Genomic DNA, 12,536 nt, shown 5'->3' on the forward strand with positions numbered 1-12,536 from the left:
ACCGAACGTTCCGCCGAAAGTGCACGGACCTTTACCCTACCGACAGTCCGACCTCGCCGGTTGGCAAGACACCGCCGAACGACCCATTCGAATGCCCTGGACGATCAGGTGGTGAGCTGGTCGACCAGTTCCGCTGCACTGTCCACGGACTCCAGCAGGGCACCGACGTGGGATTTCGTTCCCCGCAACGGCTCGAGCGTCGGAATCCGTACCAGCGAATCGCCACCGAGATCGAAGATGACCGAGTCCCAGCTCGCCGCGGCGATGTCAGCACCGAATTTGCGCAGGCATTCGCCGCGGAAGTAGGCCCTCGTGTCGTCGGGCGGTGTGCCGACCGCATCGAGAACTTGCTGCTCGGTGACGAGACGATCCATCGAACCGCGGGCGACCAACCTGTTGTAGAGCCCCTTGTCGAGGCGAACATCGGAATACTGCAGGTCCACCAGGTGCAGCCGCGGAGCGGACCAGCCGAGGCCCTCACGCTGTCGGAACCCTTCGAGCAGTCGCAATTTCGCCGGCCAGTCCAGCAGATGCGCGCACTCCATGGGATCGCGCTCGAGCAGGTCCAGCACCATCGCCCACTTGTCGAGCACGTCCAGTGCTCGTGCGTCGTCGCTGCCCTCGGCAGCCACGAACTTCGCCGCCCGCTGGTGGTAGATCCGCTGCAGCGCAAGGCCCGTCAGTTCGCGGCCGTCGGCGAGTGCCACGGCCTTGCGCAGGGTGGGATCGTGGCTGATCTGATGGACAGCCGTGACCGGCCTGGCCAGCTGCAGATCCGACAGGTCGACGCCCGCCTCGATGAGGTCGAGCACGAGGGCCGTGGTTCCCACCTTGAGGTAGGTCGACATCTCCGCCAGGTTGGCGTCGCCGATGATGCAGTGCAGACGTCGGTACTTGTCTGCGTCTGCGTGCGGTTCGTCCCGGGTGTTGATGATGCCGCGCTTGAGGGTGGTCTCCAGTCCGACCTCCACCTCGATGTAGTCCGCTCGCTGCGAGAGCTGGAACCCGGCCTCGTCGCCCGACTGGCCGATACCGACTCGCCCGGAGCCGGTGATGACTTGCCTGGAGGCGAAGAACGGCGAGAGCCCCGCGATCACCGCCGAGAACGGTGTCTCACGCGACATCAGATAGTTCTCGTGCGTGCCGTACGACGCGCCCTTGCCGTCGACGTTGTTCTTGTACAGCTGCAGGCGCGGAGCCCCTGGGACGCTCGACGCGTGCCGTGCGGCCGCTTCCATGACGCGTTCGCCTGCCTTGTCCCAGATCACCGCGTCCAGTGGGTCCCGCACCTCCGGGGCCGAGTACTCGGGGTGCGCGTGATCGACGTACAGGCGGGCACCGTTGGTGAGAATCATGTTCGCCGCACCGATTTCGTCGGCATCGATGACCGGAGCCGGTCCGCTGAACCGTCCGAGATCGAAGCCTCGTGCATCGCGCAGCGGTGATTCCACCTCGTAGTCCCAGCGGGTGCGCTTGGCGCGGGGCACTCCTGCGGCTGCCGCGTACGCCAACACCGCCTGGGTGGACGTCAGGATCGGGTTGGCGGTGGGTTCGGTCGGTGAAGAAATGCCGTACTCGACCTCGATACCGATGATGCGCTGCATAAGTCGAGCCTAGACGGCCGACGGATGCAGTTCGGGGCGCGCCCTGTGCGGACGCGCCCCGAAAACTGCCCAGCGGTGGATCTACAGGTACTGACCGGTATTGGCCTCGGTGTCGATCGCCCGGCTCGCGCTGGCGTTCTTGCCGGTGACCAACGTGCGAATGTAGACGATTCGCTCGCCCTTCTTGCCCGAGATCCGAGCCCAGTCGTCCGGATTCGTGGTGTTCGGCAGATCTTCGTTCTCCGCGAACTCGTCGACGATGGAATCGAAAAGGTGCTGAATCCGCAGTCCGGCGTTTCCGGTTTCGAGAACCGACTTGATGGCGTACTTCTTTGCCCGGTCGACGATGTTCTGGATCATGGCCCCGGAGTTGAAGTCCTTGAAATACAGAACTTCCTTGTCCCCGTTGGCGTAGGTGACCTCGAGGAACCGATTGTCGTCACTCTCGGCGTACATGCGCTCGACGACGCGATCGATCATGCCCCGGATGCACGCCGCGCGATCGCCGCCGAACTCGGCGACGTCGTCGGCGTTGACCGGAAGCGAATCGGTCAGGTACTTCGAGAAGATGTCCTGTGCCGATTCGGCGTCGGGACGCTCGATCTTGATCTTCACGTCGAGTCGGCCGGGTCGCAGGATCGCCGGGTCGATCATGTCCTCGCGATTGGACGCACCGATCACGATGACGTTCTCTAGGCCTTCGACACCGTCGATCTCGGCGAGCAGCTGCGGAACGACCGTCGTCTCCACGTCGGACGAGACGCCGGAGCCGCGGGTACGGAAGATCGAGTCCATCTCGTCGAAGAACACGATGACCGGGGTGCCCTCGGACGCCTTCTCTCGTGCCCGCTGAAAGATCATGCGGATGTGACGCTCGGTCTCACCGACGAACTTGTTGAGCAGCTCGGGGCCCTTGATGTTGAGGAAGAACGACTTCGCCTCCCGCGCATCCTGGCCACGTGCCTCGGCGATCTTCTTGGCCAGCGAGTTGGCAACGGCCTTGGCGATCAACGTCTTTCCACACCCGGGAGGGCCGTACAGCAGCACGCCCTTCGGCGGACGCAGTGAGTACTCTCGGAACAGATCCTTGTGCAGGAACGGCAGCTCTACGGCGTCCCGAATCTGCTCGATCTGTCGACCGAGACCGCCGATGTCCTCGTATCCGACGTCCGGAACCTCCTCGAGAACGAGATCCTCCACCTCGGCCTTGGGAACGCGCTCGAACGCGTAGCCGGCCTTGGTGTCGACCAGCAGCGAATCCCCGGGACGGAGCTTCCGTGACGGCTCGTCCGGGTCGACCGGTCCGTCGTCGTTGACCATGTCGATCAACGGTTTGGCCAGCCAGACCACCCGTTCCTCGTCGGCATGTCCGACGACGAGAGCGCGCGATCCATCCCCCAGAAGCTCTCGGAGAGTGCTGATCTCGCCGACCTGATCGAAGGTGCACGCCTCGACGATGGTCAACGCCTCGTTCAACCGCACGGTCTGTCCCGGAGCGAGCGTGTCGGCCTCGATGTTGGGTGAGCACGTCAGTCGCATCTTCCGACCGGACGTGAACACGTCGACTGTGCCGTCCTCGAACACGCTCAGCAGGACGCCGTATCCGCTCGGCGGTTGACCGAGACGGTCCACCTCCTCGCGCAGCGCGATGAGCTGTTGTCGGGCCTCCTTGAGAGTGTCGAGCAACTTCGTGTTGCGCAGCGACAAGGAATCGACCCGGCCCTCGAGCTCGCGTACCTGCTCGGGGGACTCCCCCAGTTGGCGCCGTAGCGACGCGACTTCGGCTCGCACGGCGTCCAGTTCGGCTCTGGCCGCGGCCACATCCGGATTGTCTGTTGAGCTCATGAGCGACTCCTCCCAGTGACGATCTATCAACGCTACCGGCAGCGGCGCGGAGATGCGGACCGACACCTCGAACGGGGTCGGCATCCACTCTGCTCGGCGGCCCCGAAAGGCCATCCCAGTTCATGTTAGCCTCACCTGACCAATCGATCGACAGACGACGGAATCAGGGGCCTCACCAGTGAAAATGCGTATTCTCTCGGCAAGCGTCGCAGTAGCCGCGGTGGCTCTGGTGGGTGCAGGATGCAGTTCGAGCGATGAATCCGATCACGCCGATCACAATTCCGCGTCGACCAGCGACTCCATGCCGACGACCACCGCCGGGCCGGCTGTCACAGCACCTACCGTCGCCGAGTTGCAGACCTCGCTGCAGCAGCTGGTCGCACCGGACGTGGACGCAGCGACCAAGGCGGCGGCGGTGGAGAACGGTCAGGCGCGCCTGACGAACCTGGAGACGATGACCGCCGCACTGGCGAACTACGGAGCGATCACCTTCGAGGTGTCGGAACCGACCGTCGCAGGCGAGACGTCCACCGCGGACGTCGCCATCGCCACCCCACGCGGGACCGCGGCTCCGGCACCGCAGACCTGGGTGCTGATCGATGGCACCTGGAAGCTGTCGGACGCAAGCACGTGCCAGATCCTGGCCATGGGCCAGGCACCCTGCGTCTGAGTCGACAGCCGAGCCTGCAGCGTCAGCCCTTACCGGAACGACGCTGCGGTTTCGGGGTCACGGTGCCCTCGGCGAGGCGTCGAACGCTGACGAGGAATGCCGTGTGACCCTGCATGCGGTGCTCGGGGCGAACTGCGAGACCCACCACGTGCCAGCCGCGAACCATCGACTCCCACGATCGAGGTTCGGTCCAGCACTCCTGTGCGCGCAGCGCCTCGACGACCTTGGACAGCTGCGTCACCGTGGCCACGTAGACCAGCAGCACCCCACCGGGGACGAGGGCCTTGGACACCGCGGGCAACGCGTCCCACGGCGCGAGCATGTCCAGGACCACCCGATCGACCTGCTCACCCGGACGATCGACACCGAACTGGTCGACGTCTGCCACGGTCAGGTGCCAGTTCGACGGGCGCTCGCCGAAGAACGTCTCGACGTTCTTCACGGCATAGTCGGCGTGGTCCTGCCGGATCTCGTAGGAGATGACCGTTCCTTCTGTACCGACTGCACGCAGCAGTGAGCACGTCAGAGCGCCGGATCCTGCACCGGCTTCGAGCACCCGTGCGCCGGGGAACATGTCACCCTCGTGCACGATCTGCGCCGCGTCCTTGGGGTAGATCACCTGGGCGCCGCGGGGCATCGAGAGCACGTAGTCGGTCAGCAGCGGCCGCAGCGCGAGGTAGGGGGTGCCGTTGACGGAGGTGACGACGCTGCCCTCGTCGGCACCGAGCAGTTTGTCGTGAGTGATGCCGCCGCGGTGAGTATGGAACTCCTTACCGGCTTCCAGTACCACCGTGTAGTGACGACCCTTGCCGTCCGTGAGCTGAACTCGATCGCCCACTCGAAACGGCCCGCTGCGGGCGGGACCGGTCTCCGCCGGTGCGTCGGCAGCTGTGGCGTCGGCAGCTGGACTGACCTCCGCGCCGGACGTGACATTCGGGTCGAGTTCGATCTCGTCGGTCGTGGCAGTGACCACGTCGTCCGCACTGGGCAGCGATGCGTCGACAGTGGCGTCGAACGCGGCGTCGGCCTCGAATCCGTCGGTCGACGCGGATGTGGAATCACCGGAGGACACAGCGGACCTGCTTTCGTTGCGATGTGACGCTCGGCCTCGATCGGCAGGCGTCGGGGGACGACTCGACGTGCCAGACTACGGCCTTCACCGAAGATGTCGGACCAGCGGCATAGTCTCGCAGTCGTGAGTATTTCCGTGTCGAGCCCCATCGACTTACCTCTTCTCGATGTCGGTGACAGCGCCGGCGTACCGCGTTCGAGGTCCGGCAACCGCAGTACCCCGGCTCTGTCTCCTTCTCGCGCAGGTGATTTCAAGCAGTGCCCACTGTTGTATCGCTTCCGTGCCGTGGACCGGCTTCCCGAGGTCTCCACCGAGGCACAGGTGAAGGGAACTGTGGTGCATGCCGCACTCGAGGCCCTGTACGCACTCCCTGCCCGTGATCGAGTGCCCACCACAGCCCGCGAATTGGTGGACCCGGCTTGGGATCGGGTCGTGGCCGAGTCACCCGACATCGCATCGCTGGTTCCGGCGGACGACCGTCCGGCGTTTCTCGACCGGGCTCGTGCCCTGGTGGACGGGTACTACGAACTCGAAGATCCCACGCACTTCGATCCCGAGTCCTGCGAACAGCGCGTCGAGATCGCGTTGGACGACGGAACGCCGCTGCGCGGATTCATCGACCGGATCGACGTTGCACCCAACGGAATGATTCGCGTCGTCGATTACAAGACCGGACGTGCGCCGCGCGAGTTCACCGAATCCAAAGCTCTGTTCCAGATGAAGTTCTATGCGCTGATGATCATGCGCATGCGCGGAGTCGTTCCCGCGCAACTGAAGTTGATGTACCTCGCCGACAAGCAGGAGCTGACGTACGCCCCGGACGAGGGTGAGCTGCTGCGCTTCGAGCGCATGCTCTCGGCCATCTGGAAGGCGATTCTGGCGGCCGGTGAGACCGGCGACTTCCGCGCCAAGAAAGGCGCACTGTGCAAGTGGTGCGATCACCGGGCACTGTGCCCCGAGTTCGGCGGCACTCCCCCGCCGTACCCCGGTTGGCCGCAGGCGGCTGCGGAGCAGGAGGAGACGGAGCTGTGACGAGTCCGGACGCCTTCTTCGTTCCTGCCGGTGTCGACGACGACGGTTACGAGATCGTCACCGCCACCGAGCACACCGTCAGCCTGTGGGCACCGACGATGCAGCACGGCGCTCCGCCGTCCGCGTTGTTGGTCCGCGCACTCGAGCGGGTCGACGCCAGACCCGATACTCGAATCAGCCGGGTGGTCGTCGACATTCTCGGACCTGTTCCGGTGTCGGACATCACGATTCGCGCATGGACGGCGCGGCCGGGCGCAAATGTCGAACTCGTCGTCGCCGAACTCTGGGCTCGAGGATCAGCGGGGCCGGCGCGAGCGGTGGCGCGGGGCAGCGCATGGCGTATGCGTACCGAGCCCACCGACGACGTCGTGCACGTGGGCGATCCGGTGATGCGACCGGTGAGCGCCGGCGTCGACAGCACCTTCGGCGGACTCTGGACCTCCGGATACCTCGACGCGGTCGAGTTCAAGTTCCTCACCGAGCTCGGCGCAGCGGGGCCCGGTGAAGTGTGGGCGAAGCCGACTCCTGTTCTGGTGCAGGGTGAGTTGATGACGCCACTCGAACGGCTGTTCTCGATTGCCGACATCGCCAACGGTGTGGGTGCGAAATTGCCGATCGAGCAGTGGACGTTCCTGAACACCGATCTGACGGTGCACGTCTTCCGTGAACCCCAGGGCGACTGGATCGGAGTATCGGCCGAGACGTCGACGGGTCCGGACGGCATCGCCATGTGCGCAGGCACCCTCAGTGACGAACGGGGGCCGGTCGGGCGCATCGCCCAAACTGTGCTGGTTCGCCGACGCGCGTGATCGTGGCGGAACGACGGGCGTTCCGCCACGCACTCAGAACGCTCGGCAGGACCTGATGTCGGAGGCGAGAATGGCTTTCGCGCCCAGTTCCGCGAGCTCGTCCATCACGTTGTTGTGGACCTTGCGAGAGACCATGGCGCGCACGGCAACCCAGTTGTCGTCGACCATCGGTGCGAGCGTAGGTGATTCGATGCCGGGGGTGATCTTGACGGCTTCGTCGAGGATCGACTTGGGGCAGTCGTAATCGAGCATCAGGTACTGCTGGGCGAAGACGACGCCCTGTACGCGGGCGATGAGTTGCTTGCGTGCGGAGTCAGTTCCCGGGGCGCCTGCGCGCTCGATAAGTACGCCCTCCGAATCGCAGAGCGATTCGCCGAACGCGACGAGATTGTTCTGGCGCAGTGATCGGCCCGATTCGACCACGTCCGCGATGGCGTCGGCGACACCGAGTTGAATGGAAATTTCCACGGCCCCGTCGAGACGGATCACCGTGGCCTCCAAGCCGCGCTCGGCCAGGTCCTTACGCACGAGATTGGGGTACGAGGTGGCGATGCGCAGTCCGCCCAGGTCCTCGGGTGCCCATTCCTTGCCCGCGGGTGCCGCGTAACGGAACGTCGACCGGCCGAATCCGAGCGCCAGGCGCTCTTCGACCGCTGCCCCGGAATCGAGAGCCAGGTCTCGTCCGGTGATGCCCAGATCGAGCTGGCCCGACCCGACGTAGATGGCAATGTCCTTGGGACGGAGAAAGAAGAATTCGACCCCGTTGGCCGGGTCGAGGACGGTCAGATCCTTGGAGTCGCTCCGACGCCGGTAGCCGGCCTCGCTCAGGATCTCGGCGGCGGATTCGGACAACGCGCCCTTGTTGGGTACGGCTACACGCAGCATGGAGTTTTCCTTCATCGGTGAGTTCACAGGAGACGTTCGGGCCTTGCCTCACAGATGTCGGTAGACGTCCTCGAGCTCGATTCCCCTACCCACCATCATGACCTGAACCCAGTACAGCAGCTGCGAAATTTCTTCGGCGAGTGCAGCGTCGCTCTCGTGTTCGGCGGCGATCCACACCTCGCCGGCCTCTTCGAGGACCTTCTTTCCCTGGAAATGAACACCTGCGTCCAACGCAGCGACGGTGCCCGAGCCCTCGGGGCGGGTTTTCGCGCGGTCGGTGAGCTCGGCGAACAGGGAATCGAAAGTCTTCACGGATTCGTATTCTTTCACGTCGGTATCCAGCGGAATCAATTCGGTCGAGATTCGAGGAGTCAGGCCGCCCAGGCCCGCCGGACGTCGTCGGCGGTCAGTCCGACCAGACCGTCGCGGATGGTGTATCCCGGCGCTGCCGGAACAGCCACCTCAGACGGGACGACCAGTACCGGGCAGCCTGCAGTATGTGCGGACAGGGAGCCTGTCGGAGAATCCTCCACTGCAAGGCAGGCGCCGACGTCGACGCCGAGCAGCGCGGCACCCCGCAGGTACGGCGCCGGGTGCGGTTTCCCGAACTCGACCTCGTCGCCGCTGACGGTGATGTCGAAGTAGTCGCGCCCGAGTGTCTCCAGTGCACGCTCGACGAGCCCACGTTCGGTGTTGGTGACCAATCCGGTCGCCAGGCCCATGTCGCGTACGAGTGCAAGAGCATCCTTGGCACCGGGCCGCCACGGAATACCCTCGGCGAACATGTCGCCGACGCGCGTGGTCAACCACTCGCGGCCCTCGGCCAGGTTGTCGTCGGTGACCGCAACCGACGCATTGGCGAGCACTTTGCGCAAGGCGTCTTGCATCGAATTGCCGAGGGTGCTCTCGCGTACTTCCGCGCTGAGTTCGGTTCCCAGTATGCGGGAGTACTCACCGATGGCCACGTCCCAGATCTTCTCCGAGTCGAGCAGTGTGCCGTCCATGTCCCACAGGACACCGTGCAGGTGGGTTCTAGACATTGAAGTACTTGGCCTCCGGGTGGTGAAGTACGAACGCATCGGTCGACTGTTCGGGGTGCAGCTGCAGTTCCTCGGAGAGCTTGACGCCGATTCGCTCGGGTTCGAGGAGTGCGGCGAGCTTGATCCGGTCCTCGAGATCGGGGCATGCCCCGTAGCCGAACGAGTAACGAGCTCCGCGGTATTCGAGTTTGAAGTACCCCTCGGCCTCGGTGGGATCCTCCGCGGCGACCGATTTGCCGTCGGACAGTTTCAGTTCCTCGCGCACTCGACGATGCCAGTATTCGGCGAGAGCCTCGGTCAGCTGAACTCCGATCCCGTGTACCTCGAGGTAGTCGCGGTACGCGTCGGCTGCGAACAATTCGTTCGCGAAGTCCGCGATGGGCTGCCCCATGGTGACCAGGTTCATCGGCAGCACGTCGACTTGCCCGGATTCCCTTGCCGCAGTGCGTGATCGGACGAAGTCCGCGATGCAGAGGAAGCGGTCGCGGTGCTGACGCGGGAAGGTGAACCGAAAGCGTTCGGGCGCATCGGGTTCGGGCTCGGTGAGTACGACGACGTCGTCGCCCTCCGAAACGGCCGGGAAGTATCCGTACACCAAAGCGGCGTGCGCGAGAATGCCGTCCGTACTGAGCCGATCCAGCCAATACCGAAGGCGCGGTTTGCCTTCCGACTCCACCAGATCCTCGTAGGTGGCGCCCTCGCCCTTGCGGGCTCCTCGTAGGCCCCACTGCCCCAGGAACAGTGCACGTTCGTCGAGCAGGCCCGAGTAGTCGGCGAGGGACACGCCTCGGACGATGCGGGTGCCCCAGAACGGTGGTACCGGAATGTCGATGTCCGCAGCGACGTCGGATCGCTCGGGTACCACGACCGGAGCCTCGGCGGCCTTGCGCTTCTCCGCGATGCGCTTGGACCGTTCGTGGCGCTCCTTGCGTTCGGCGGCCTTGGCCTTCGCGGCGAGCGCCTCGGGGCTGTCAGGGGCCGGGCCGCCACCGCGCTTGGTGGTCATGATGGTGTCCATCAAACGCAGGCCTTCGAACGCGTCCCGCGCATAGTGCACGTCGCCTTCGTACACGTCCTGCAGATCGTTCTCGACGTACGACCGCGTCAACGCGGCGCCGCCGAGGAGCACCGGAAATTGCTCTGCCACGCCGCGGGAGTTGAGCTCGATCAGGTTGTCCTTCATGACGACCGTCGACTTCACCAGCAGCCCGGACATGCCGATGACGTCGGCTCGTTTGTCCAACGCGGCTTCGAGAATGGTCGAAATCGGTTGCTTGATACCGAGATTGACCACCTCGTAGCCGTTGTTGCTCAGGATGATGTCGACGAGGTTCTTGCCGATGTCGTGCACGTCGCCCTTGACGGTGCCGAGCACGATCCGACCTTTGCCGTCGTCGTCGGTGGCCTCCATGTGTGGCTCCAAGTACGCCACGGCAGCCTTCATCACCTCGGCGGACGCGAGCACGAACGGCAACTGCATCTGGCCGGAACCGAACAGCTCGCCGACGGTCTTCATGCCCGACAGCAACGTCTCGTTGATGATTTCGAGAGGCGGCTTCTCGGCCATCGCGGCGTCCAGATCTGTGTCGAGGCCGTTGCGTTCGCCGTCGACGATGCGGCGTTCGAGCCGCTCGAACAACGGCAGCCGACCCAGTTCCTCGGCACGCGACTCCCGGGCCGATGCCGCCGACACGCCTTCGAAGAGCTGCATGAGCTTCTGCAGCGGGTCGTAGCCTTCGCGGCGGCGGTCGTACACCAGATCCAGAGCGGTCTCGCGTTGCTCGTCGGGAATCTTGTTCATCGGCAGGATCTTCGACGCGTGCACAATGGCGGTGTCGAGGCCGGCCTGGGTGCACTCGTGCAGAAAGACCGAGTTCAGCACCTGCCGGGCAGCAGGATTGAGGCCGAACGAGATGTTCGACAACCCGAGGGTGGTGTGCACCTTCGGATACTTCTCCTTGAGCTGCCGAATGGCCTCGATGGTCTCGATGCCGTCGCGTCGAACCTCTTCCTGGCCGGTGGAGATCGGGAAGGTGAGGGTGTCGACGATGATGTCCTCGTGGCGCAGGCCCCAGTTCTCGGTGATGTCGGTGATCAGGCGATCTGCGACACGCACCTTCCATTCGGCAGTACGCGCCTGCCCCTCCTCGTCGATGGTCAGAGCGACCACGGCGGCACCGTGTTCCTTGACCAGACGCATGATCTTCTGGAACCGCGAGTCGGGACCGTCGCCGTCCTCGTAGTTGACCGAGTTGACGGCGCTACGTCCACCGAGGTGCTCGAGGCCGGCCTCGAGCACGGCCGGTTCGGTGGAGTCGAGCATGATCGGCAGCGTCGACGCAGTCGCCAATCTGCTGGCCAGTGCCGCCATGTCGGCGGCACCGTCGCGGCCGACGTAGTCGACGTTGAGGTCCAACATGTGCGCACCGTCGCGCGTCTGATCCTTGGCGATATCGAGGCACTTCTCGTAGTCCTCGGCGAGCATCGCGTCACGAAATGCCTTGGAGCCGTTGGAGTTGGTGCGCTCGCCGATCATCAGGATGCTGGCGTCCTGCTCGAACGGCACTGCGGTGTAGAGCGAGGAGACCCCTGGCTCCGGGGCCGGCTGCCGTTCCAGCTTCGTCGCCCCGTGCACCATGTCGGCAACCTGACGAATGTGCTCGGGGGTGGTGCCGCAGCATCCGCCGACGAGTGCCAGCCCGTACTCGCGGACGAAACCGCTCAGAGCGTCGGCCAATTCGGGGGCGGTCAGTGGGTATTCGGCACCCTTCGCGCCCAACGTGGGCAGTCCGGCATTGGGCATCACCGATACCGGAAGACGTGAATGCTTCGACAGGTGGCGCAGGTGTTCGCTCATCTCGGCGGGGCCGGTGGCGCAGTTCAGCCCGATCATGTCGATGCCCAGCGGCTCGAGCGCAGTGAGGGCTGCACCGATCTCGCTGCCGACCAGCATCGCGCCCGTCGTCTCGACCGTCACATGGGTGATGATCGGGATTCGGACGCCGAGCTTGTCCATGGCGTGCTGGCTACCGATGATCGCGGCCTTGACCTGCAGCAGGTCCTGGCACGTCTCGACCAGAATGGCGTCGGCACCGCCGTCGATCATTCCGAGCGCAGCCTCGGTATACGCATCGCGCAGCCGTGCGAACGGGGCGTGGCCGAGTGTGGGGAGCTTGGTTCCGGGGCCCATGGAACCCAGGACGTACCGATCCATCCCGTCGCGGCCGGGTCCCATTTCGTCCGCAGTCTCGCGGGCGAGCCGGGTGCCTTTCTCGGCCAACTCGCGGATTCGATCCTCGATGTCGTAATCGGCCAGGTTGGGCAGGTTGCATCCGAACGTGTTCGTTTCCACGGCGTCTGCGCCGGCCGCAAAGTACTCGCGATGAATCTCGCGCAGCACGTCGGGCCTGGTGTGGTTCAGAATCTCGTTGCATCCCTCGAGGCCGAGAAAGTCGTCGAGAGTGAGGTCGGCGTCCTGGAGCATCGTGCCCATTGCTCCGTCGCCGATGACAACGCGACGTGAAATCGCATCGAGCAGACCGGGCTTGTGTTGATCGGGCATCACTACAGAGTAGTGGG

The 12,536-nt window shown here is 64.7% G+C and carries 10 protein-coding genes; 3 read left to right on the plus strand and 7 right to left on the minus strand.

All coding sequences use genetic code 11. The annotated features are described in order from the left end of the window. Positions 1-104: 104 nt before the first annotated feature. On the minus strand, positions 105-1,604 hold the full coding sequence (dop, locus tag JLZ96_RS00750) for a depupylase/deamidase Dop (RefSeq protein ID WP_027497085.1): 1,500 nt from the start codon (positions 1,602-1,604) through the stop codon (positions 105-107). Positions 1,605-1,685: 81 nt separating this feature from the next. Continuing rightward, entirely contained in the window at positions 1,686-3,449 is a 1,764-nt protein-coding gene (gene arc / locus JLZ96_RS00755) for a proteasome ATPase (protein WP_032365854.1), read from the minus strand. A gap of 184 nt (positions 3,450-3,633) precedes the next feature. Between arc and JLZ96_RS00760 the strand changes: the two genes are divergently transcribed. Continuing rightward, entirely contained in the window at positions 3,634-4,119 is a 486-nt protein-coding gene (locus JLZ96_RS00760; RefSeq protein ID WP_032365805.1) for a hypothetical protein, read from the plus strand. 22 nt (positions 4,120-4,141) lie between these two features. Here the strand turns inward: JLZ96_RS00760 and JLZ96_RS00765 are convergent, their stop codons facing one another. Continuing rightward, on the minus strand, positions 4,142-4,957 hold the full coding sequence (locus tag JLZ96_RS00765) for a tRNA (adenine-N1)-methyltransferase (RefSeq protein WP_048318521.1): 816 nt from the start codon (positions 4,955-4,957) through the stop codon (positions 4,142-4,144). A 459-nt stretch (positions 4,958-5,416) separates the two neighbouring features. Between JLZ96_RS00765 and JLZ96_RS00770 the strand changes: the two genes are divergently transcribed. Together JLZ96_RS00770 and JLZ96_RS00775 are read left to right on the plus strand one after the other, a co-directional pair. After that, the gene (locus JLZ96_RS00770; RefSeq protein ID WP_236254033.1) at positions 5,417-6,223 is read left to right on the plus strand and encodes a RecB family exonuclease; all 807 of its coding nucleotides are present in this window, start codon (positions 5,417-5,419) and stop codon (positions 6,221-6,223) included. Beyond that, positions 6,220-7,032 (plus strand): thioesterase family protein, encoded by an 813-nt coding sequence (locus tag JLZ96_RS00775; protein ID WP_094643197.1) that lies wholly within the window; start codon positions 6,220-6,222, stop codon positions 7,030-7,032. The genes JLZ96_RS00770 and JLZ96_RS00775 overlap by 4 nt, the downstream gene beginning before the upstream one ends. Before the next feature lie 33 nt (positions 7,033-7,065). Here the strand turns inward: JLZ96_RS00775 and hisG are convergent, their stop codons facing one another. The 4 genes from hisG to metH are packed head-to-tail and all read right to left on the minus strand — an operon-like array spanning position 7,066 to position 12,519. Beyond that, positions 7,066-7,917 (minus strand): ATP phosphoribosyltransferase, encoded by an 852-nt coding sequence (gene hisG / locus JLZ96_RS00780; protein WP_027497081.1) that lies wholly within the window; start codon positions 7,915-7,917, stop codon positions 7,066-7,068. A 48-nt stretch (positions 7,918-7,965) separates the two neighbouring features. Then, on the minus strand, positions 7,966-8,229 hold the full coding sequence (locus JLZ96_RS00785; protein WP_027497080.1) for a phosphoribosyl-ATP diphosphatase: 264 nt from the start codon (positions 8,227-8,229) through the stop codon (positions 7,966-7,968). Between the two features lie 59 nt (positions 8,230-8,288). Beyond that, entirely contained in the window at positions 8,289-8,957 is a 669-nt protein-coding gene (locus JLZ96_RS00790; protein ID WP_201009350.1) for an HAD family phosphatase, read from the minus strand. Beyond that, positions 8,950-12,519: a methionine synthase gene (gene metH, locus JLZ96_RS00795; RefSeq protein WP_032365802.1), complete on the minus strand. Its 3,570-nt coding sequence runs from the start codon at positions 12,517-12,519 to the stop codon at positions 8,950-8,952. Before metH ends, JLZ96_RS00790 begins: the two co-directional genes overlap by 8 nt. Positions 12,520-12,536 lie beyond the last annotated feature (17 nt).

The organism is Rhodococcus sp. NKCM2511 (assembly GCF_014905595.1).
GTDB lineage: Bacteria > Actinomycetota > Actinomycetes > Mycobacteriales > Mycobacteriaceae > Rhodococcoides > Rhodococcoides fascians.

What these genes read in the sequence shown, in the direction of transcription:
- dop (WP_027497085.1), bottom strand. Translation starts at nt 1,604, where the DNA reads ATGCAGCGCATCATCGGTATCGAGGTCGAGTACGGCATTTCTTCACCG.
- arc (WP_032365854.1), bottom strand. Translation starts at nt 3,449, where the DNA reads ATGAGCTCAACAGACAATCCGGATGTGGCCGCGGCCAGAGCCGAACTG.
- JLZ96_RS00760 (WP_032365805.1), top strand. Translation starts at nt 3,634, where the DNA reads ATGCGTATTCTCTCGGCAAGCGTCGCAGTAGCCGCGGTGGCTCTGGTG.
- hisG (WP_027497081.1), bottom strand. Translation starts at nt 7,917, where the DNA reads ATGCTGCGTGTAGCCGTACCCAACAAGGGCGCGTTGTCCGAATCCGCC.
- JLZ96_RS00790 (WP_201009350.1), bottom strand. Translation starts at nt 8,957, where the DNA reads ATGTCTAGAACCCACCTGCACGGTGTCCTGTGGGACATGGACGGCACA.
- metH (WP_032365802.1), bottom strand. Translation starts at nt 12,519, where the DNA reads ATGCCCGATCAACACAAGCCCGGTCTGCTCGATGCGATTTCACGTCGC.